The 21,467-nt window shown below is 55.1% G+C and carries 15 protein-coding genes; 3 read left to right on the top strand and 12 right to left on the bottom strand.

Annotation, left to right across the window (positions count from 1 at the left end):
* Positions 1-312 precede the first annotated feature (312 nt).
* The 3 genes from PCAR_RS11960 to PCAR_RS11945 form a co-directional block, all read right to left on the bottom strand.
* Positions 313-1,116 (bottom strand): MerR family transcriptional regulator, encoded by an 804-nt coding sequence (locus PCAR_RS11960; RefSeq protein WP_011341935.1) that lies wholly within the window; start codon positions 1,114-1,116, stop codon positions 313-315.
* A gap of 166 nt (positions 1,117-1,282) precedes the next feature.
* A complete protein-coding gene (locus tag PCAR_RS11955) occupies positions 1,283-2,491 on the bottom strand; it encodes an MFS transporter (RefSeq protein ID WP_011341934.1) in 1,209 nt (402 codons plus the stop codon).
* 797 nt (positions 2,492-3,288) lie between these two features.
* Positions 3,289-4,272 carry a zinc-dependent alcohol dehydrogenase gene (locus tag PCAR_RS11945; protein ID WP_011341932.1) on the bottom strand — a complete coding sequence of 328 codons (984 nt, stop codon included), beginning with the start codon at positions 4,270-4,272 and terminating at the stop codon, positions 3,289-3,291.
* 148 nt (positions 4,273-4,420) lie between these two features.
* Here PCAR_RS11945 and PCAR_RS11940 point away from each other — a divergent pair, with 148 nt between their 5' ends.
* Positions 4,421-5,398 (top strand): IS481-like element ISPca3 family transposase, encoded by a 978-nt coding sequence (locus PCAR_RS11940; protein WP_011341931.1) that lies wholly within the window; start codon positions 4,421-4,423, stop codon positions 5,396-5,398.
* Positions 5,399-5,475: 77 nt separating this feature from the next.
* Here PCAR_RS11940 and aroQ read toward each other — a convergent pair whose 3' ends face one another.
* Complete coding sequence (gene aroQ, locus PCAR_RS11935; protein WP_011341930.1) at positions 5,476-5,922, bottom strand: type II 3-dehydroquinate dehydratase; 447 nt, start codon at positions 5,920-5,922, stop codon at positions 5,476-5,478.
* Positions 5,923-6,394: 472 nt separating this feature from the next.
* Complete coding sequence (locus PCAR_RS11925) at positions 6,395-7,294, bottom strand: LysR family transcriptional regulator (protein ID WP_011341928.1); 900 nt, start codon at positions 7,292-7,294, stop codon at positions 6,395-6,397.
* A gap of 277 nt (positions 7,295-7,571) precedes the next feature.
* Between PCAR_RS11925 and PCAR_RS11920 the strand changes: the two genes are divergently transcribed.
* Positions 7,572-9,629 (top strand): NAD(P)/FAD-dependent oxidoreductase, encoded by a 2,058-nt coding sequence (locus PCAR_RS11920; protein WP_011341927.1) that lies wholly within the window; start codon positions 7,572-7,574, stop codon positions 9,627-9,629.
* Between the two features lie 336 nt (positions 9,630-9,965).
* Entirely contained in the window at positions 9,966-10,484 is a 519-nt protein-coding gene (aroL, locus tag PCAR_RS11915) for a shikimate kinase AroL (RefSeq protein WP_011341926.1), read from the top strand.
* 154 nt (positions 10,485-10,638) lie between these two features.
* On the opposite strand, the gene PCAR_RS11910 is transcribed toward aroL, so the two are convergent.
* The 7 genes from PCAR_RS11910 to gatC all read right to left on the bottom strand — a co-directional run bounded on the left by PCAR_RS11910 (position 10,639) and on the right by gatC (position 21,140).
* Positions 10,639-12,288 (bottom strand): ABC-F family ATP-binding cassette domain-containing protein, encoded by a 1,650-nt coding sequence (locus tag PCAR_RS11910; protein ID WP_011341925.1) that lies wholly within the window; start codon positions 12,286-12,288, stop codon positions 10,639-10,641.
* A gap of 177 nt (positions 12,289-12,465) precedes the next feature.
* Positions 12,466-13,317, bottom strand: coding sequence for an IPT/TIG domain-containing protein (locus PCAR_RS11905; RefSeq protein ID WP_011341924.1), 852 nt, complete (start codon positions 13,315-13,317; stop codon positions 12,466-12,468).
* An 81-nt stretch (positions 13,318-13,398) separates the two neighbouring features.
* Positions 13,399-16,593, bottom strand: a complete 3,195-nt coding sequence (gene glnE / locus PCAR_RS11900) for a bifunctional [glutamate--ammonia ligase]-adenylyl-L-tyrosine phosphorylase/[glutamate--ammonia-ligase] adenylyltransferase (RefSeq protein ID WP_011341923.1) — start codon at positions 16,591-16,593, stop codon at positions 13,399-13,401.
* Between the two features lie 15 nt (positions 16,594-16,608).
* Positions 16,609-17,643, bottom strand: a complete 1,035-nt coding sequence (mtnA, locus tag PCAR_RS11895) for an S-methyl-5-thioribose-1-phosphate isomerase (protein WP_011341922.1) — start codon at positions 17,641-17,643, stop codon at positions 16,609-16,611.
* A 113-nt stretch (positions 17,644-17,756) separates the two neighbouring features.
* On the bottom strand, positions 17,757-19,193 hold the full coding sequence (gatB, locus tag PCAR_RS11890) for an Asp-tRNA(Asn)/Glu-tRNA(Gln) amidotransferase subunit GatB (RefSeq protein WP_011341921.1): 1,437 nt from the start codon (positions 19,191-19,193) through the stop codon (positions 17,757-17,759).
* Between the two features lie 106 nt (positions 19,194-19,299).
* A complete protein-coding gene (gene gatA / locus PCAR_RS11885; protein WP_011341920.1) occupies positions 19,300-20,757 on the bottom strand; it encodes an Asp-tRNA(Asn)/Glu-tRNA(Gln) amidotransferase subunit GatA in 1,458 nt (485 codons plus the stop codon).
* 95 nt (positions 20,758-20,852) lie between these two features.
* Positions 20,853-21,140 carry an Asp-tRNA(Asn)/Glu-tRNA(Gln) amidotransferase subunit GatC gene (gatC, locus tag PCAR_RS11880; protein WP_011341919.1) on the bottom strand — a complete coding sequence of 96 codons (288 nt, stop codon included), beginning with the start codon at positions 21,138-21,140 and terminating at the stop codon, positions 20,853-20,855.
* Between the last annotated feature and the right edge of the window lie 327 nt (positions 21,141-21,467).

The raw sequence follows: 21,467 nt of genomic DNA, 5'->3' as shown, positions 1-21,467 counted from the left end.
AACATAGGGTCAAACACCCTGTCAAGAATATGTTTAATCCAGGCAGGTTTCCGCATTGGGTTGATGGCTCGGTTCCCCACGGTTCGGGTCCGTTGGTGGCACCGGTTGTGGACGCAGATATAGGTTTCCGGGCACGAAGAGCGAGGCTTTATCGGCGGCTGGTAGAAGGGCGGGAAGAGAATGGCGTCAGGTCTTGCGTGGAGATACTGTGCCACGGAAACGCTCTTCATCCATAAGGCTGCTTGATGATAGCGGCTGGAGAGGTTTCCGTGGCAAGGTACAGGTGTAGCCGGTTACAACTGAGCGGGAACGTTACTCAAAGGGGAGCCATATCTGGTGGTAGTTGACATACTCCTTCGCCCCTTTGCGATAGTTGACCACCCTGCTGATAACATCACCGGTCAGTTGCATGCCTTGCGAATGCATATACTCGATGGCGGGGCTTAGACGCTGGGGCGTCAAGGCGATACTGGGGCGGGATTGAATCACCGTATAAACACATGGCTGGGATGGAATATAGGAGATATATGCGGGTTTTTCTTCGGGAAGAAAGTCCGCGTATTGTTCTTCGATGCAGAGACCGAAGTAGTGCGAGGAACCTTTTTGCTCACACTCTTCCCTGGTCCAACGGGCGCTGGTGAAAACGAAGGGGACGTGCTCGATCCATTTGCGGGTGACTTTCTTTATCTGGGGGTCTGCATTGAGTACATATTGTCCCTCGTTTTCCAGTCGATACATGGCCGGTCTCTGCTCGATACGAAATTTATCGAGACTTGCATCGGCGTCCGCATTGATCTGTTTCATCTGTTTGATGCTTGAAAGCAGATGCTGGTAAAAAATCATCTCTTTTTCGATTTGCGCCGTCTTTTCTTCGAGACTGTCGACGATGTCGCCGATTTCACTGTTGTTGATCAGGTCCGCGGTTTCCGAAAGAGAGTACCCGTAGCGGCGATAGGCTCTGGCCTGCAGCAGGGCATGAATATCCCAGACATTATAGTTGCGATAACCGCTGCTATCGGATTTCGAAGGTTTGATGATGTGCTGTTCTTCGTAGTATCTGATCGCTTCGGAGGTGATGCCGAACATTTTAGACACTTCACTGATTTTGTATTTCATGAATTATCCTTTCTTGCATGATGCCGTATATGTCAGGGCAACGATAACCGTTTTGAAGTCACAACATGGGCTCTGGTAACGGAGTCATCAGTTGTTGATGATCGAATAGCCGGGCGCGTTGAGACATGCCTGTCGGGGAAGGGCTGAACTGTGCACGATTCCCGTGTTACCGGATCGATGATGCACTGATCGCCGTAGTGCCGAATTTCCGGGTGATCAATTTGTAATAAAGCAATACGACGGCCAGCATCAACGGGCTTAGAAGCAGGTAGAGACGGGCGTAGCCAAGCAGCGGAATGAACACCCCCACAAGATAGGAGCCGATGCCCAGCCCGGAGTCTAAAAAGGTGAAATACGTAGCCGTCACAGCGCTGGTTCTATGCGCCGGGGACTTTTGAATCGCCAGGGTAAGCAGTCCGGGCACGGCTGCACCGTAGGCAAAGCCGATCAGGGCTGCGGCTGCAAGTATATGGAGCGAGGTTGCGGCACAACCCAGAATAGCCAAGCCCAGCGCCAGGATGGCAAAGGACGGGTAGATGATGACATCGGCACCGAAACGGTCATAAATATGTCCTGCGAACAGTCGCGATCCGATGGAGCAGGTTGCCAGAACGACAAAGAAATAAGTCGAGGCGGCAGGTAATTGTAGCTGGGTTGCGTAAACGGTCACAAAGGTAATGACGGCGGCGTAGGCGAAAGACAGTAAAAGGACGATGCTCGAAGCGGGTACTGCACGCGTTTCGATGAGATCCTTCAAAGCCTGAAAGCCTTTTGGTTGCGATGCAACGGGGGGCGCTTCTTCAATACTGATCATCATGGATAGAATAAAACCGACAAGTACAACGATGATGCAGAAAATAAAAACCCAGTCGAAGCCGTATGCTTTGGCCAGCTTCAAGCCGACATAGGGCCCGATGGCGCTGCCTGCGGTTACCACCATGGTCAGGTACCCAAGGCCCTCGCCTTTGCGTTTTAACGGCGCGATGCGGCTGCCCAGAGCCTGTATGCAGGTGTTGACGACGGCAAAGCATGCCCCGCTGAAAAATCGAATGGCCAGGATGACTGTCGTGCTGTCCGTTAGAAGAAACAGGCAGTTGGAAAGCATGAACAAAAATCCGCTGGCAAGCAGGACGAAGCGAACCCCGAATCTGTTTTCAAGACGGCTTGTCTGGGCACGGAACAAAACCGAAGCAAGCAGGAAAAAGGCGTTAACCAATCCCGCAGCAGCCAGGGAGCCGTGGAGTTTATCTATGACGTAAACCGGCAGGACGGGCAGGTAAAGCGAATACGGTATGAAGATCAGAAAAGAAGCCAGCAGCGTCAGGGTGAAGGGCTTTGTCCACAAAGCATCTTTTTTTACAGGTACGGTGTTCATGGTTTTTCCGTCAATGCAAGGAGATGAATAGATTTGCGGTCAGTAAACGCGGTGGTTCGAGAGTCATGAGGCGAAGGTCGCTTCCGATTGAACATGGCCGTCCCCGCATTTACCGCCATGCATGAAAAAGGGCAGGTGAAAATGTTGTGCTGCAACGCTTTGGGGTGGCGAGATACGTTTGCTCGGGTCTTTCAACGTTTGGGTATCTCTTCTATGTTATTCGCCAGGAAGGTTTCGGCGCTTAATCATGTCGGTGCGTATTTTACCTTTTTTTTCAATAAATCGCGAGTATTTTAACAATTAAAAAAGAAGAAAAACATGTATGTAACTCTAAAGTGGCTTTATAGATTTTTGAGACATTTGTTTAATAACTGAAAAAAGAATTAGTGGAAGTTTCCGGTATGAAAGGTTTCAATTGTTTATATTTTAAAATATAGTTCTTGAATGTAAGTATTTATACAAATAGTGATTGTAGTATCTTTAGTAATTTGCATAAAGAATTTGTGCTGGTTGAGAAAGTGGAAGCCTGTTTGTCGAATGACAGGGTTTGAATACAAGGAAAAAGTTTTTATCCTTGTCGTGGTACAATACGATCAAGCATCAGAGGTTGAAAACGGTCTTCGGGCGCAGTAAGCGGCAGACTTTTTGTATGGGGGCTTTTTAATGGATACCCGGCCGAAGCCGGGCATCCTCGTGTGGTGATCTGTATGTTAAATCTTATGCAGGATTATGGGGTGGGCCTGTTCTGATCCGCCAATTCTCGGGGGCATAACGACAGGGAAAACGCAACGTCCCGGTCAGATTTCCACCAGAATTTTAATTCGTCTGGGTAAGGCGAAGTTATCCAGTCCCTTTTGTACTTCTGACAAAGGCAGCCTATCGGAAACCATCAACTCCGTATCGATCTGGCCTTTTTGCAAAATTTCAATCGCCTGGGGAAATTCGTCGGTGTAGATCATGGAGCCTTTGATCTGCAGTTCTTTGCGCACAATGGTCTGGATGTTGAGCGAGGCTTCCTGGCTGGGCAAGCTGAATATGACGATTTTCCCTCCGGGGGCTGCAAGTTGCAGTGCCAACTCGAAGGCTGCGGGCGAGCCGCTGGTGTCGTAAATGACATCGAAGGTGTTGTGAAAAGCGTCCAGAGCGTCTCTTTCGCCCAGGGTTCTGGATGCTCCCAGTTTTTCCGCCAGATCCAAACGTGTTTGCTCCAGGTCGCAGGCCGTGATCTCCGCTCCGGAAATCCTGGCGACCTGGAGGGCCAGCAGCCCAACGATCCCCGCACCCATAACAAGAACCCGGTCGTCTTTGTTTGGGGGAAGCATATTTACACCATGCACGGCAACGGCAAGCGGCTCGGTAAAAACGGCAACCTCATCCGGCAAGTCTGCAGGCAAAGCCCAGACATAGCGCGACGGTGCGGTAACGTACTCGGCCAAAACGCCGTTGGTATCTATGCCCAAACGAATTTTGGACGGGCATATGTTGTCATGACCGCTTTTGCACAATGGACATACGCCACAGCCGAAGTTTGGCTGGATGGTTACGCGCTGACCAACGGAAACGTTGGTTACGCCTTCGCCAAGCTCTACGATGGTGCCGATGGCTTCGTGCCCCGGGATGACCGGCAAGGGCACATCGAACTTGCCGTGATAAACCGAATGGTCCGAGCCGCACAGACCTGCCACGGAAGTGCGAATTAAGACTTCGCCGGGTTTCGGTGAAGGGATCGGGGTTTCTTGGATAGTGATTTTTCCAGGTTCTACCAGTTGAGCTGCTTTCATTGGTATCTCCAAGGTTTCCTGTTGCACAGCCGTATGCCCGTAAATGTTGGGTCCCGGATGATTCCATTAGCAGAAAAAGCTTCCCGTTATTCTTAGCTCGGGATATGCTTTTTGATATTCTCTGCGGTGAAATCTAAAGGAGTCTGACATGACGATACGGTTACACGCTAATGCCACAACGACCCCGAAAATCCGACGATATATCCAAGAGTCGGAAAAATCGCACAAGGCTTTAGCTAAAGAACTGGGCATATCCATTGACACGGTACGTCGCTGGCGCAAACGTGACGATGTTCACGATCGGTCTCATACGGCACACCGACTGAATACAACGATGACCGAAGCCCAGGAAGCTGTTGTCATCGAGTTGCGTCGCTCTTTGTTGTTGTCTCTCGATGATCTCCTGGTCGTCACTCGGGAATTTGTCAATGCTGACGTCTCTCGTGCGGGACTTGACCGTTGTTTGCGACGACATGGGGTATCCCGATTGGCGGACCTGATCCCGAAAGAGGAAACGGCCAACAACAAGCCCAAAACATTTAAAAACTACGATCCGGGGTTCGTTCATGTCGATATCAAATATTTGCCACAGATGCCGGACGAAACCTCTCGGCGTTACCTGTTTGTAGGCATCGACCGTGCTACCCGCTGGGTTTACCTGGAAGTGTGCAAGAGCAAATCCGCCCAAGCCGCAAAGGGCTTTTTGAATCGCCTGGTAGCCAAAGCGCCATTTGTGATCAAAAAATTGCTCACCGACAACGACAAGGCATTCACGGATCGATTTTCCACTGCTGGAGAGAGAAAGCCAACAGGGAATCATGTATTCGACAAAACCTGCGTTCAGCATGGTATTGAACATCGGCTTATTCCTCCACGCCACCCTCAGACCAACGGGATGGTTGAGCGATTCAACGGTCGCATCAGCGAGGTTTTGGCAACAACCCGGTTCGATTCCGCCGAAAATTTGGAGCAGACATTGTTACGTTATGGTTATCTATACAACCAGCATATTCCTCAGCGAGCGTTGGGGCATAAAACTCCCATACAAGCTCTGAAGGATTGGCAAAAAAAGAAACCAAAACTTTTCCGTAAACAGGTCAGGAATCATGCGGGACCTGACACGTAAACGGGCCCCCTCGCCAAAAAACGACAGATCCCTGTTTCATGCGGACAAGGTCGGCTGCTTTTGAAAAAAGTATGCTATCAGTTTTCAACTTTGATCAGATTCGACGCGGCGATCAGTCCAAGATGATAGCTGTCGACGCCAAAGCCGCAGATCTGACCTTTGGCCAGGCCGGCAATGACGGAATGATGGCGGAACTCTTCCCGGGCATGAATATTGGACATGTGTACTTCGACGATCGGTGCCTTCAGGATAGCCAGGGCGTCGGCAATGCCATAGCTGTAATGGGTCCAGGCTCCGGCGTTGATGACGACGGCGTCGACGTTTTCTTCATGCGCCGCATGGATTCGAGAAGCCATTTCACCTTCATGGTTGGTCTGAAAGCATTCGACCTCGAAACCGAGCTCCGCAGCCCATTCAGAGATGCGGGCATCGATTTCTTTAAGGGTAGTGGTGCCGTAGTGGGCGGGGTCCCGTTTGCCGAACATATTGAGATTGATTCCGTGCAGGACAAGAACTTTTTTCATTTGGTCCTCCTGAATATGACCAACATCTGTGAAAAACAATGAGGCATCCTGTCGGAAGGAAAGGTCGGTGGGCAGGATGCACGGTTTCGTTTGAGAGCGGCGGCACACTCAAAGGCAACGGTTTTTGTCTTTGGTGAAGCGGCCGGTACACTGTTTATCGCTTTTCTGCCAGGTTACGTCAAGTTTGCATGGTGCGGTTTTGGGGAGTTGTCTCTGTGCAGACCTCCTGTCGAAAGATTCGTTCATGGTCAGCCTTAGGGTTTCCGCATCGGGGGGGAGCGCGGAAAAAGTCTCAAGGGTGTTTATACCAACGCAGCCCATATTCTGAAAAATATCGTTTTGGTCTTTGGCGTATATTGTATTGATATGCAGGGCGGGTGCGGTGTGTTCGGAGACTTTGTGAAAGATCCGCACCTTTTTCGTGGAATATAGCCCTGTGCAGATGTTGCATTGTCAGGTTGCGGGCAGACGATTACAGAAGGCTGGCCCCTGAATAAACAAGCAGCTGGCTTAACGCAACTTGTACATGGGACGGAATATAGGTATCCCGCAGGCGGATAATGACCGGGTGAATGCGAAACCCGGGGATATCCACGCGCCGCGTGGGATATTGAGCAAGTTGCAGGGAGGATATCTCCGAAGCCGGCAGCAGCGCTACCGCCGACATACCTCGCTCCATCAAAGAGACTATGATACGGCTGTCCGGGGAATCGATCATGATGTCGGGTCGCAGCCCCTGTTCCTGGAACGTTCTTTTAAGTAATTCGTAGCCACCGCCGCCATCTTCGCGTCGCAATAGCATTAAGGGCACCGAGGCCAGTTCCGCTACGCCGATGCGTTCCGTGTCCGGCGGTATAAGCCCCTCGCCGTAAACCGCCATATACTCTTGAATGGGCAATGGCGTCACTTCGACATGCGCATCGGCGATCGGTAAAAACACCAGCGCAAAATCGAGCAGTCGTTGTCTGATTTGCTCCTCCAGGGCCGGGTTTCCCGAGACGAAAATGCGAAATCGCAATTCGGGATAGGCCTCGTGGATTATGGGCAACGCCCCCTGAATCGTGGGCAGGTTGGGTGGCGCGACACCGATACGAACCAATCCCTTGACGCTTTTTCCGACCTGGCGTACTTCATCCGCCAATGCATCCATGTGCGACAGCACAGCCTGCGCTTTCTGATATAAAAACTCCCCCTCCTTGGTTACCTGCCAGTTGCCCCCGTTGCGAATGATGAGTTGAGCGCCGACTTCGTTTTCCAGCTCCTGCAGTCGTTGGCTCAGAGGAGGTTGGGACATGTGCAGAACCTGGGCGGCGCGACTGATCTGACCTTGCTCCACGATGGTACAAAAGTACCTCAGTCGTTTAATGTCCATTCTTGACTATCTCCTTTTGCGAGGTCCGGCAGGGGAAGTTAACCGCATCGGATGCCGTTTTTCTTCCTTCGCCCATGGGCAGAACCTCTGGGACGGCATCGCTGCTGATGGCTGACCATCATATATCATTCTGATATGCATTCAAGAGTAAAACGATATTTTTCAGAATATCAAGGGTGCGGTATAACGAAATCACCCTAGAGACATCGTCCGCATCCCCCGCTGCGGAAACCCATTAAAGGTCACCCCCATCGGACCAAACGACAGGAGGCTTACAATGAAAAACTATCCGAACATTTTTGAACCGCTGACCGTAAAGCGCATGACGATCAAAAATCGCATTGTGATGCCGCCCATCGGGACCAATCTGGCCGGCCTCGACGGCAAGTTCAACACGGAACATATTGCATATTACGTGCAACGTGCCAAAGGTGGCACCGGGCTGATCACGGTGGAAAACGCCTGTCTCGATTTTCCCCTGGGCACCAACGGTACCACTCAGTTGCGCATCGACAACGATCAGTACATTCCCGGGTTGTATAAACTGACCGAAGCGCTGCATGCGTACGGCGCCTGCGTATCCATTCAGCTCAACCATGCCGGGGCCTCCGCCTATCCTGGCCGCCTCAATGGTATGCAGCAGGTTTCTTCCTCCAATATTCCTTCCAAAACCGGAGGGTCGGTGCCGCGTTCGCTGACCAAGGATGAAATATATGCCATCGTCAGAAAATTTGGCGAGGCCGCCGGTCGTGCCCAGCGCGCCGAGTTCGATTGCGTTGAAATTCATGCCGGGCATTCGTATCTGCTCAGTCAGTTCCTGTCGCCGATTTATAACAAACGTACCGATGAGTTCGGCGGAAGCCCGGAAAATCGCGCCCGTTTTGCCCGCCTGGTTATTGACGAAGTGCGTTCGGTGGTTGGGCCTTTCTTCCCTATCGGTCTGCGTTTCAGTGCGGATGAATTCATGGAGGGTGGAAACACCCTGGAAGACACCCTGAGAAATCTGGAGTATCTGTCCGAGGGGGTCGACATTTTCAACGTGTCTGCCGCTCTGAATGACACTCTGCAGTTCCAGATCGACGAAATGAACCTGGCCGATGGTTGGCGTTCCTATATGGCAAAAGCGGTCAGGGAAAAGTTCGGCAAGGTGACCATCACCTCGGGCAATATCAGGGATCCGCGTGTTGCCGAAAAAATTCTGGCCGATGGCGAGGCCGATCTGATTGCCATGGGACGCGGATTGATTGCCGATCCGAACTGGGTCGAAAAGGTCGAGCACGGCCACGAACACCTGTTGCGCAAATGCATCTCCTGCAATATCGGCTGTGCCGATCATCGCATCGCCAAATCGGAGCCGATTCGCTGTACCATCAATCCCGATGTTGTTTCGGAAGATGCCTACAAGCAGAAGCAAGTCAAGCATCCCATGAATGTCGTCGTCATCGGCGGTGGCACCGCGGGGCTGGAGGCGGCATGCACCGCTGCGGAAGTCGGATGCGATGTCCATTTGTTTGAATCAAAAGATTACCTGGGCGGTCTGGCTCGCGAGATTGCCAGGCTTCCCGATAAGAATCGCATCAACGATTTTCCCGATTACCTGATTGAACGGGCCAAGACTCTGGATAATCTGCACATCGCCACCGGTACCAAAGCGGACGTAAAGACTATTGATGCCCTGCAGCCCGATATCGTCGTGAATGCCACCGGAGCTAAGCCTTTGTTGCCGCCGATTAAAGGGTTGCATGAAGAAATGGGCCGTGAAAACAGTAAGGTGTTTTCGATTTTCGACCTGCTTGGGGATATGGACAGGTGGAACGATATGGTGGGTAAAAACATCGCCGTTATCGGCGGTGGAGCCGTCGGCCTGGATGTCGTGGAGTTCTTCGTCAAACGGGGGGCCGCCAAGGTTTCCATCGTGGAAATGATGCCTATGCTCGGCAAGGACCTTGATCTGATCACCAGGCTCTCCATGATGAACATGGTGAAAGAGTATGGTGTCGAGGTCCACACCAACACGGCTTTGACGGAAATTGCGGCCGATCATTTCAAACTCAAACATGCCGGGGTGGATGCGGATATGCCTTTCGCCGGAGCAGAATTTGACCTTCCCTTCGATTACGGTTTTGTCTGCCTGGGCATGCGCGCCGATCAATCTCTCTGGCCGGATCTGCTGTCCTACAAGCGGGAAACCGGAGTGGAAGTCGTCAATATCGGCGATGGTAAAATCGCCAGAAGAATTATCAATGGAACCAAAGAAGGAAGGGATATTCTTACCACCATTGCCAAGGTCGATCAGGCAAAGGATAAATATACCCCACGCGCGGCCAATGATTGATCGAGCTTGAGGTGTCGGCGAAGATTAAAGCCTTTTCGAAAAGATGAGAGATAAATAGATTCGATTATTCAGCCTACCACCGCGTATGGAAAGAAGGTGTTAACGTTATGAGTAATTTTGTTGTACAGGCAAAATGACATTGCTGAGCAGGATAAAATTTTCTATACTGATGAACCCTTATATTATTGAAAATATTCTGTAACAGGGTTTGTTGAAAAGGTAGATATTCAAGATTTGTAAACAAACCCATTGCTTTTAGCTTGTAAATTAAGTCCCCCGGAATTTTATATGGAAAATTCAGGGTCAAATAAACTTGAAGCGAAAGGAATGACTAGGATGACTCAAACCATTTTCATGGTCGGTGCCCGTGCGGCAGGAAAAACAACGATTGGACAAGCCCTGGCAAACGCATTGAGTTACCCCTTTGTAGATACGGACCTGTACATGCTGGAAACGACCAATCTGACGGTGGCCGATGTCGTGGTCACGGAGGGATGGGAAGGTTTCCGGCGCCGGGAGAGTGAAGCGTTGCGTACCGTAACCAAGCCTGGCATCGTCGTCGCGACCGGCGGCGGGATGGTCCTGTCCGAGGAAAATCGTGACTTCATGCGCGCCAACGGTACGGTTTTTTACCTTTCCGCACCGGCAGAAGTTCTGGCCGCCCGTCTCGAAGCCTATCCCGATGCCGGCCAGCGGCCGACCCTTACCGGGCGCCCCATTGTTGAAGAGGTGAGCGAAGTTCTGGCTGCCCGCGAAAATCTCTATCGCAGTGCCGCGCATCATGTCCTGGATGCTTCCGTCGCTCCGGAAGCCGTACTGGTCCAGGCGCTGGAGCTTTTGAAAAAACAGGCCTAGGCCGCAGTCCTGCATAATATTGCAACAAAAGACCTCTCCGGATGCGCAACGCTGGAGAGGTCTTTTTACATGGTGCACGCGAATTATTGCCGAGACATCGGAAATGTGCCCGGCAACTACAGTTGATGCGATAAACCGGACGGCACTTCGGGGTTCAAGGCTGGGCGGTGGGGTTGTGCAGGGGGTCGCGTCCCGATTTGTGCAGGTAATAATCGTAATCGCCTTCGTAGGCTAGCATCCGGCCGTGGTCGACTTCCAGAACGCGGTTGACCAGACAACGCAGAAAGTGTCGGTCATGGCTGACCAGCACCACTGTGCCGGCAAATTCTTTCAGGGCATCGAGCAGAATTTCGCGGGAGACGATGTCCAGGTGGTTGGTCGGTTCGTCGAGAATTAAAAAATTGATCGGTCTGGCCAGAAGGGTTGCCAGCACAACGCGACTTTTTTCTCCCCCGGACAGGATGCCGATGCGTTTTTCGACATCGTCCCCCTGGAACAGAAACGCGGCGCAAAGGTTGCGCACCACGCCGACGGTGGCCATGGGCAGTGCTTCGCTGATCGTTTCGAATACGGTTTTTTGAGGGTCGAGGATGTCCATGGAGTGCTGGCTGAAATAGCCCGGATGTACGTTGGCGCCAATGGTTACCGTGCCCGAGGTGGGGTCGGTCTGTTCGGCCAGCACCTTGAGAAAGGTCGATTTGCCGGCACCGTTGACGCCCACCACGGCGACTTTTTCGCCACGCCGGATCAGTCCCGAAACGCCGCTGAAAACATGTTTTTCCCCGCCTTCCGGGGTTTTCCAGGTCTTGGCCAGATCCTGCATGGCCACCACGTCGTCACCGCTGCGCGGCGGTTCGGCGAATTCGAAACGCATGACTTTCTGCTCGGGCGGCAAGGTGATGCGTTCGATCTTTTCGAGTTTTTTGACCCGCGACTGCACCTGGGCCGCATGCGAGGCGCGGGCGGCAAAGCGGGCAATGAACTCTTCTTCCTTGGCCAGCATTTCCTGCTGGCGTCGGTAGCTGGCCATCAGTTGTTCGCGGCGGATCTGTCGCTCCCGCAGGTAAAAATCGTAATTGCCGCCGTAGGTGGTGACGGTCTGGTTGCCGACCTCAATGATGCGTGTCACCAGACGGTTCATGAAGTCGCGGTCATGGCTGGTCAACAGCACCGCCCCCTGGTAGTCCTCGGATAACCAGTTTTCCAGCCAGATGATGGATTCGACATCGAGGTGGTTGGTCGGTTCGTCGAGCAACAGCACGTCGGGGTTCAGGGTCAGGATTTTGGCCAGAGCGATACGCATCTTCCAACCGCCGCTGAAGGTTTCCACCGGGCGGGCCTGGGCCTCCGGGTCGATACCGAGACCCGTTAGAACCGCCTGGGCGCGGCTTTCGAGATCGTAACCGCCGCGATGCTCGAATTCTTCCTGGGCGTCGCCGTAACGTTCAAGAAGCGCAGCCAGTGCATCGTCCTCCATCGGTTCGCACATGGCGGCTTCCATATCGCGAATCTGCTCACCGAGTTCGATGGTGCGGGCCGAGGCGGACATGACCTCCGCAAGGGCCGAGCGGCCGGCCATTTCGCCGATATCCTGGGAAAAATAGCCGATGACGGTTTTTTTTGCGCAGGCAATATCGCCGCTGTCCGCCGTCTCCTCGCCGGTTACCAACCGGAAAATGGAGGTCTTGCCGGCACCGTTGGGGCCGACCAGACCGGTGCGCGTACCGGCGGGAAGTTGAAAACTGGCCCCTTGAAAAAGAACCTGCGAGCCGTACTGTTTGGAAATATTGGTAACGTGAATCATGGCGCCTCTCAGAAAAAAGTTCCGCATTGGTACCACAGCCCGGCCATGGACGGCAAGACCATTGATGCGTTAATCCGCTTTGTCGGGAGGCTATCAGAGTTAATTTGGATAAGGATAGGGCTTGGGGTGGGGCCTGTCTGAAGAGTTCGGCAAGGCGTGCTGCCGGTTTCTTGGCATTCACGGTGCGCTCAGAGAATAAACGGCACTTTCCCTGCCGTCCGGATTGACGATTTGCAGGGTCAGTTGGGTCGGTTGGCTGCTGGGCGGGTAACGTTTGTAGATCAGGGTGTTGCAATCCAGAAAAGAGAGGCTGTCAACCTTTAACGAGCCAGGATAAAAAGGGGTAATTGGTTGTCCGTTGACCATCAGCGTGGAGTTGTGAAAAAAATTTCTCCCGGAGATTCGTAGTTCGTAATAATTGACGTTTTCCTCCCCTCGGGACACGTTTTGGATTTCGGGCAGGGCATCGATGAGCAGGGCTACCGGCAGGGAATATTTGCCATTGGGATTGACCAGTTGAACCTGGTGCATGCCCGGTGTCAGCTCGGGTAAAGTGATGACCAGACTGTCGTCATCACGGTCTGCCGCCAGAGCTACGCCGTCCAGCAGTACTTGAACTCCGGGCAGAATATCTCTACCCTGGATCGTCACTTGTCTCTGAGAGCCGGTCACACACGCCTCAATTTTTGATGGGACCAGGCTGACAATGCCCGGGGCCGGAAGGGCAACCCGGAAAAACAGACTGTGTGCCGATTTTTCCTGCCCCTGTTGCAAAAACAGCAGATAATCGCCTTCCGGAAGTTCCGGCACGGAAAAGGTGATCCGCTTTTGCGTGATGTTGGCTGGTTGCAAGGTGAGGTCTCCGAAAACGACCCGGACTTGTTGCTCGAAAGGACCGCCGATGATGCTCACGGGACTTCCGGGGCTTGCAACGGCGGGGAATACGCCAGTCAACTCGGGAGCCAGAGCCAAGGCCGGACCGGGTAGCAGTATCAGGATTATCCATAGGAAAAACGATATCCGGATCATACTTTCTCCTTGCTACGAGTCACCTTTCCATTAAAACATCGAAATAGCGAAGTACAAGTCCGGATGCGCAGGCCTTTGGTGTCAGTCGGAAGTCATTTTTTCCGGGGCCAGATAACGATCGAAGATGGCGCGGATGTTTTCCGTCGCGTTGTGGTAGTCGGTCAGCAATTGGCGGTCGGCCCGGTCTTGCTGGTAGCCGAGGCGTCGGGCCATTTTTGCCAGGCCGGCGGGGTCGTCGGTGAAGGCGTTGATGGATTGGTCGTGAACCAGGCGCAGACGGTTCTCCAGACGACGTAAAAACTGGTAACCGCTGGCCAGCAGACGATAGTCGGTTTTATTCAGCAGATCCTGGCGATGCAAAACCTTCAGGGCCGTCAGCGTGTTCTGAGTCTGTAGCGCCGGGCAGCTGTCGCCATGCAAAAGTTGCAGGTACTGGACGAGAAATTCCACATCGACAAGCCCGCCGCGGCCGGTCTTGATATTGAGCCGGCCGCCGTCCTCGCGGGCGATTTCCTGTTCCATGCGTTGACGCAGACGATAAATCTCCTGTTTGTGATCTGCAGGCAGGGGGCTCTGGTAAACAATCGCATGATTGCATGCGGCGATACGTTCGGCCAGCGGGGCCGGCCCGACCACCACCCGCGCTTTGATTAAAGCCTGGCGTTCCCAGAGCTGTGACGATGTAGCGTGGTAGGCACGATAGGCAGACAGGCTGGTGACCAACGGACCCTGATGACCCGAAGGGCGCAAACGGGTGTCGAGCTGGTACACGTAACCTTCGCCGGTAATCAGGCCCAATATGGAGATGATACGCTGGGCCAGTCGTGCAAAATATTCCTGATTGCTGCGTGGCCGGAATCGCTCGGGGTCGCTTTCCGGTGCCGCCGCGGTGTTCCCTTCCCCCTCAAAAATGAAAATGATGTCCAGATCCGAGTGGTAGGTGAGTTCGCAGCCCCCGAGTTTTCCCATGCCGACAACCGCAAATGCAGCTTCGCCGATGCTGCCATCCGGGTTCTGGCATGTCGGGATGCCGAAGCGCGGCAGCAGTTCCCGACGAGCAATGAAGACCGCTTTTTCAAGGCAAATTTCAGCCACTTGCGTCAGTTGGCGTGGGCCTTCCTGGGGAGCCATTTTGCCATACAGATCGTTGAGGGCGATGCGCAGGAATTCTTCGTTGCGAAAGCGGCGCAAGGCATTGAGCTGGCCTTCGTAATCGGGCGCCAATTGCAGTAGGCGTTCAAGATCCTGTTTCATGGTGTCGCGGTCTTTGCGTTCCACGGCATGGGCCCGGGCCACCAGCATGTCGAGGATTTCCGGATGCTGGATGAGATTGCGGGACAAAAACTGGCTGGTGCCGAACAAGGAAATGAGCAGCTTGGGAATCTGCAGATTTTCAGCCAGCAGCGCGTAAAAGGTGGCCCGTGCATGCAGGCCGGATAAAAAATGCTCCAGGTTTCTCAGCGCCATGTCCGGTTCGGGAAAATCAAGGACCTCCTGCAGCAACAGCGGTGCGATACGCTCGAGATGGCGCCGGCCCATGGGCGACAATCTCACATGGGGCGGACCGTCCCGCAGAGTCAGTAGATTGGTATAGGCCGCATCCGGAAGGCTGAAGCCTTTTTCTTCCAGCAGGTCCTTGGCCAGATCTTCGTCAAGGGCCGGATCGAGCAGCATGCGCACCTCGCGACTGACTTCGATGGCGGCCTCCTCTTCACCGGTGTAGAACAGGTCGTGGTAGATCGCTTCCACACCCTGGCGGTGACGCTCCAGTTCGGCCATGAACGCACCTTGCTCGGCGAAACCGCAGCGGCGTCCCAGCAGCGACAGCTCATGACTGTTCAGCGGCAGGTTATGGGTCTGGCGTTCCTGCTCCACCTGGATGCGATGCTCGGTGGTGCGCAGGAAAATATAGGCCTCGGACAGGGTGTTGTAGGTTTCTTCGTCGGCCAGTCCTTCCCGGCGGAGCAGCGCCAGTGCCTTGAGGGAGTTTCGTTCGCGCAATTCCGGTTTCTTGCCGGAGTGGACCAGTTGAATGGCCTGGATGAAGAATTCGATTTCGCGGATACCGCCGCGACCGAGTTTGAGATTCAGCTCGCCTTCTCGTTCACGGGTCAGGTTGCGGTTGATCTTCTGCTTCATCAATTTAAGGTCTTCGATCATGGTGTAATCGAGAAACCGGCGGTAGATAAACGGTTCCAGATAGTCAAGCAGTTGTTCGCCCAGGGCCAGAGAGCCGGCTATCGGCTTGGCTTTGAGCATGGCGCAGCGCTCCCAGCTCTGCCCCCAATGTTCGTAATAGGCTTCGGTGTTACTCAGCGAGTTGACCACTTCGCCGCTCTTGCCTTCCGGACGCAGGTCGAGATCGACCCGGAACACCAATCCTTCCTCGGTGCGTTGGCCGATGGCGCGGGTGACCAGTTCTGCGAGTTTGACAAAGTACTGGTGGAGCCGCAGGCGGTTTTTCATGCCGCCTTTGCCGTCAGGGGTTCCGGTTGTTTGTCCCTGATCGCTTGAATAGCAGTAAATCAGGTCGATATCGGAGGAAAAATTGAGTTCGCGGCCACCGAATTTGCCCATGGCCAGCACCACGAACTCTGCCTCGATTCCGGGGTTACCGTCGGGCGTGTCGATCAGCGGGGCACCATGTTCGGTTTGCAGCAGTTCCCCGCAGATGTCGACTGCGCGCTGCAGGCAGGCTGCGGCCAGGTCGGACAGTTCGGCGGTGACCTCTTCCAGTGGCGCCAGGCCGCCAAGATCGCGGCCTGCGATGCGCAGGATCTCCTGCTGTTTGTACAGGCGCAACTCTTTTTGCAGGGCGGGAAAATTCCGGGGACGGTCAGATTGCCGGCACAGGTCGTCCAGCATGTCGGCGGTATTTTTGTTTTTCAGCAGTCCGCCATCGACAAACAGGGGGCGGCAAAGGGTGGGGCGTCGGCACAGGATGTTGGTCAGGAAGGTGGACGCTCCCAGAACGATGAGCACATGCCAGCAAGCCTGCGTCGAGGAAAAAAGGGCCTGTCGATCCTCCGGTTGCAGCATGCCGGCCAGACGTTCCAGGCCGTTGAGGGCCTGGTCGGGGTCTGCCGCAGCGAGGGCCTGTTGCGCCAGTTGAGCCAGATTGGCGCCGCTGCCGGCCCACGGGTAGAGCAACAGAAGGTTGGCGGCGCTTCTGGAGCTTTGGACAAAGCCGAGCTCGGCGGCGAGATGAGCCAGGGCTTTCTCGTCGCCTTGTTTACAGAAGCTCTCCAGTTGCGCCGATAGGCTTTCCGGGCTCATGAATCAGGGCATCTCCTAAAAGAGGTTGGCCAGGCCGCGGACATAGTCCCCCCGAACCACACCGCGTTCGGTAATGATAGCAGTTATCAGGCCTGCCGGGGTGACATCGAAGGCCGGGTTACGCACGTTGATGCCTTCGGGGGCCAATCGGGTCGGGCCGCAATGGGTAACCTCGCTGGTATCCCGTTCCTCGATGGGGATGTGATCGCCATCGGGAATTTTCAGGTCGATGGTCGACAGGGGGGCGGCCACATAAAAGGGCAGGCCGTGTTCTTTGGCCAGTACCGCTACACTGTAGGTGCCGATTTTGTTGGCGACATCGCCGTTAGCGGCGATGCGGTCAGCGCCGACAATGACGCAGTCGATTTCGCCCTGGCGCATGAGGGCACCGGCCATGTTGTCGCAGATCAGGGTGACGGGGATGCCATCTTTGTGCAGTTCCCAGGCGGTCAGCCTGGATCCCTGCAAAAAAGGGCGGGTTTCGTCGGCCAGAACGCTGATTTTTTTGCCGCTTTCCACCGCTGCGCGGATCACTCCCAGCGCGGTGCCGTAGCCGCCGGTGGCGAGAGCTCCGGCGTTGCAGTGGGTCAGCACCCGCGCGTTGTCGGCGATGAGCTCGGCACCATGCCGGCCCATGGCACGGTTGATGGCATCGTCCTGGGCGGCGATGGCCTGGGCCTCGTCCATCAGGGCCGCCTTGATGGCGTCCAGCGGCAGCGCAGCGAGTTCGCGGGCTTTGGCTTGCATGCGCTCAAGAGCCCAGAACAGGTTGACGGCCGTGGGGCGGGTGGCGGCGAGGGTGTCGCAGACGTTTTTCAAGGCGGCGAGAAAAGACTCGAAGCTGTCGGCTTCGATGTCGCGGGCACCGAGGGCGGCGCCATAGGCCGCCGCCACACCGATGGCCGGCGCTCCACGTACCACCATGGTAAGGATGGCCTCGGCAACCGCCTGGTAATCACGGTATTCGAGCCATAGCTCCTGCGTGGGGAGCAGGCGCTGATCGATCATGCGCACGACTCCGTCACGGTATTCGATAGGCTTGATGGACATGCTGATTTTCTCCAACGGGCTGTGATGTCTGTCTGGTTGGCCGCCTTGCCCCATTATACGTCCGATGGGGCGCGCAGGACATAGGCGGTCAGAAAATAAATAAGGCGCCCCGATTATTCCCCTGTCAGTTTTTTCTTCAACAGTTCATTCAGGGTCTTTGGATTGGCCTTGCCCTTGGTGGCACGCATGACCTGTCCGACGAAGAAGCCCATCAGCTTGTCCTTGCCGCCTCGGTATTCTTCAACCTGACTCGGGTTGGCCGCCAGTACTTCGTCGATGACAGCTTCGATGGCCCCGGTATCGGTGACCTGCTTGAGGCCCTGCTCCTCGATAATCGTATCAGCATCCTTGCCGCTCTGCCACATGGCATCAAAGACGGTCTTGGCGATTTTGTTGGAGATGGTGTTGTCGTCGATGCGTTGCAGAATGCCGGCCAGCATCGGCGGGGTTACCGGACACTCGGCAATACCTGCGCCGCTGTCGTTGAGTGCGCGCTGCAGTTCGCCCATGACCCAGTTGGCGCACAGCTTGGCGTTGCCATGCGCTTTAACCAGACTATCATAGTATTCGGCCATGGCCCGATCCGCGGCCAGAACCTCGGCATCGTATTGGGGAATACCCAGCTCGCCGACAAACCGGGCAATCTTGGCTTCCGGCAGTTCGGGCAGCTCGCGGCGTATCTGTTCAACCCAGTCGTCCGAGACGATCAACGGCACAAGGTCGGGATCCGGGAAGTAGCGGTAGTCGTGCGCTTCTTCCTTGCTGCGCATGGAGCGGGTGGTGCCGCTGGCGGTGTCGAACAGGCGGGTTTCCTGGACGACCGTGCCACCGTCATCGAGGATGTCGGCCTGGCGTTCGATTTCGTAATCGATGGCCTGCTTGATAAACCGGAAGGAGTTGATGTTTTTGAGCTCGGCACGGGTGCCGAATTCCTTCTGTCCCCAGGGTCGGATCGATACGTTGGCGTCGCAGCGGAAGGAACCTTCTTCCAGATTGCCGTCGCAGACGCCCAGGTAGACGACGATCTGATGCAACTTTTTCAGGTAGGCGATGGCTTCATCCGAGGAACGCATGTCCGGCTCGGAAACAATTTCCATCAGCGGCGTGCAGGCGCGGTTGAGGTCGACCCGCGAGGTGTCGCCGTCGTCGTGCAGCAGCTTGCCGGCATCTTCCTCCATATGAATGCGGGTGATGCCGATCGATTTGCTGGTGCCATCGACGTCGATATCGAGGCGCCCGTGTTCGCAGATCGGCAGTTCAAACTGGGAGATCTGGTAGCCTTTGGGCAGGTCGGGGTAGAAGTAGTTCTTGCGCGCGAAAATGGAACGCGGCGCGATGCTGCAATTGGTCGCTAGGCCGGTTTTGATGGCGTACTCGACGACCTTGCGGTTGAGAACCGGCAACGCTCCGGGCAGGCCCAGGCATACCGGGCAGGTCTGGCTGTTGGGCTGGTTGCCGAAGGCGATGGAACAGTTACAGAAAATTTTGGTCTGGGTGGTGAGCTGGACGTGAACTTCCAGCCCGATAACAACTTCGTATCGCGATGTCATGGTCGATTCCTTCCGCACGCAGGATGCCGGCCGGGTTTCGCCTGTGCCTGCATGGATGTCATGGTCGATGCCCTTGGAACCGGGGGCTTTGCTCCCCGATCCGTGGCTACAGGGGCGCGCAGTGGCGGTGCCAGTCGGTAGCCTGCTCGTACGCGTAGGCGGTCCTGAGAATCGTTTCTTCACCGAACGGCCGGCCGATGAGTTGCAGGCCGATAGGCAAACCGTCATGGGAGAATCCGCAGGGGACGCTCATGCCGCAGGTGCCCGCGAGGTTTACCGGGATGGTGAAGATGTCCGAAAGGTACATCTGCAGCGGGTCGGCGGTCTTCTCGCCCATACGGAAGGCCGGAGTCGGTGCCACCGGGGTCAGGATGACATCAACCTGATTGAAGGCATCGAGGAAATCCTGGCGGATGAGGGTGCGCACTTTCTGGGCTTTGAGGTAGTAAGCATCGTAGTAACCCGACGACAGGGCATAGGTGCCGAGCATGATGCGCCGTTTGACCTCGGGGCCGAAACCGGCGGCGCGGCTTTGCATGTACATGTCGATTAAGCCGCGGCCCTGATCGACCCGCTCGCCATAACGTACGCCGTCATAGCGGGCCAGGTTGCTGGACGCCTCGGCGGTGGCGATGAGGTAGTAGCAGGCCACGGCATATTCGGTGTGGGGCAGGGAGACTTCGACGGGCTCGGCACCGAGTTTCCGTAAGGTGGCGATAGCCTTGTCGATGGTTTGGCGAATATCCGTATCCAGGCCTTCGATGAAATATTCTTTGGGCAATCCGATTTTGAGACCTTGGATCCCCTGTTTCAGTGCGGCCTGGTAGTCGGGGACCGGCGTGTTGATGGAGGTCGAATCGGCCGGATCGTAACCGGCCACGGCGCCAAGCATCAGGGCGCAGTCCTCGACGTCACGGGTCAGCGGCCCGACCTGGTCGAGGGACGAAGCATAGGCGATGACCCCGTAACGCGAAACGCGGCCGTAAGTCGGTTTGAGTCCCACGACGCCGCAATGGGATGCCGGCTGGCGAATGGAGCCGCCGGTATCGGTGCCGAGTGTGGCTACAGCCTGACGCGCCGCCACGCAGGCCGCCGAGCCCCCGGAAGAGCCGCCGGGCACGCAGTCCTGGTTCCATGGATTTTTGACCGTGCCGAAGGCGCTGTTTTCGTTGGAACTGCCCATGGCGAATTCGTCCATGTTCAGTTTGCCGAGGATAACCGCGTCCTGCTCCTGCAGCTTGCGCACGGCGGTGCCGGAGTACGGCGGAACAAAGTTGTCAAGAATACGCGAGGCGCAGGTGGTGCGCATGCCCTCGGTGATAAAAATATCCTTGAGGGCCAAGGGGATACCGGTCAGGCTGGCCGCATTGCCGGCGGCGAGACGTGCGTCGGCGGCCTCCGCGTTTTTCAGGGCAGCTTCTTCACTTTGGGTGATAAAGGCGCCGATGCGCTGGTCGGTATCGGCAATGCGCGTCAAAAAAGCCTGGGTCAGCTCGCGAGAGGAGATTTCCCGGTTTTTCAGAAGCGCCTGCAATTCGTGGATAGTCAAATCCGTTAATGCCATGTTGCTCTCCTGTATGCGTACAGGGCGATCGGAGCCGGCCTGCGACAGAAACTGCGGCAGATGTCAGGCCATGCCCAGGTTCCCTGGAGTCAATGTTATTCGATAACCTTGGGGACGACAAAGCAGTTATCCGAAGCTTCGGGGGCATTCTGCAAGGCCTTGTCCGTGCCGATGGATGATCCGGCGCAATCTTCGCGAAAGGCGTTTTCCACAGGTACGGCATGGGCGGTGGGGATAATATGATCGGTATCGAGTTCGTTGAGCTTTTCGACATAGCCGAGGATGGCATCCATGTCGTCGGTCAGGCTGGCCAGTTCATCCTCCGACAATGCCAGCCGCGCCAGTCGCGCGACATGCTCAACCTGTTCTCTGTTTATTTTCATCGGTCAACCTCCGTAAATTTGGTGTCCCATTTTCACAAACCGTCAAACTAGCATGGAAAAGGCGAGATTTTCAAGTTTTAAGCCGGAGCGGGTTGATCGACCGTTGCGAATTCTGGTTGCTAAAGGTCCTTGCGATTTTTGTCACAAGGCCGCTGCCTTTTCGTCCATCGGATCAACTTTGTTCGGAGGTATGGATATACGATGATTCGCCTGCCCCCGATGGGGGAGCGGCTTCGTCATGGGGGGCGCTGCGATCGCCTCGCCTCGTCTTTTAGACAAAACTGGTTTGCACCTCGGGCATAATTGATTACGCGGATAAGAAAAAAT

The organism is Syntrophotalea carbinolica DSM 2380 (assembly GCF_000012885.1).
GTDB classification, from domain to species: Bacteria; Desulfobacterota; Desulfuromonadia; order Desulfuromonadales; family Syntrophotaleaceae; genus Syntrophotalea; species Syntrophotalea carbinolica.
Note: the sequence above shows the minus strand (reverse complement) of the source record. Positions and strands in the feature narration are given on the sequence as shown.

Bases quoted from the DNA above. Each gene is read 5' to 3' on its own strand.
- PCAR_RS11925 (WP_011341928.1), bottom strand. From the start codon at position 7,294: ATGGACATTAAACGACTGAGGTACTTTTGTACCATCGTGGAGCAAGGT.
- gatC (WP_011341919.1), bottom strand. From the start codon at position 21,140: ATGAAAATAAACAGAGAACAGGTTGAGCATGTCGCGCGACTGGCGCGG.
- PCAR_RS11905 (WP_011341924.1), bottom strand. From the start codon at position 13,317: ATGATCCGGATATCGTTTTTCCTATGGATAATCCTGATACTGCTACCC.
- aroL (WP_011341926.1), top strand. From the start codon at position 9,966: ATGACTCAAACCATTTTCATGGTCGGTGCCCGTGCGGCAGGAAAAACA.
- PCAR_RS11910 (WP_011341925.1), bottom strand. From the start codon at position 12,288: ATGATTCACGTTACCAATATTTCCAAACAGTACGGCTCGCAGGTTCTT.
- PCAR_RS11940 (WP_011341931.1), top strand. From the start codon at position 4,421: ATGACGATACGGTTACACGCTAATGCCACAACGACCCCGAAAATCCGA.
- PCAR_RS11920 (WP_011341927.1), top strand. From the start codon at position 7,572: ATGAAAAACTATCCGAACATTTTTGAACCGCTGACCGTAAAGCGCATG.
- mtnA (WP_011341922.1), bottom strand. From the start codon at position 17,643: ATGTCCATCAAGCCTATCGAATACCGTGACGGAGTCGTGCGCATGATC.
- gatA (WP_011341920.1), bottom strand. From the start codon at position 20,757: ATGGCATTAACGGATTTGACTATCCACGAATTGCAGGCGCTTCTGAAA.
- gatB (WP_011341921.1), bottom strand. From the start codon at position 19,193: ATGACATCGCGATACGAAGTTGTTATCGGGCTGGAAGTTCACGTCCAG.
- PCAR_RS11945 (WP_011341932.1), bottom strand. From the start codon at position 4,272: ATGAAAGCAGCTCAACTGGTAGAACCTGGAAAAATCACTATCCAAGAA.
- PCAR_RS11955 (WP_011341934.1), bottom strand. From the start codon at position 2,491: ATGAACACCGTACCTGTAAAAAAAGATGCTTTGTGGACAAAGCCCTTC.
- glnE (WP_011341923.1), bottom strand. From the start codon at position 16,593: ATGAGCCCGGAAAGCCTATCGGCGCAACTGGAGAGCTTCTGTAAACAA.
- PCAR_RS11960 (WP_011341935.1), bottom strand. From the start codon at position 1,116: ATGAAATACAAAATCAGTGAAGTGTCTAAAATGTTCGGCATCACCTCC.
- aroQ (WP_011341930.1), bottom strand. From the start codon at position 5,922: ATGAAAAAAGTTCTTGTCCTGCACGGAATCAATCTCAATATGTTCGGC.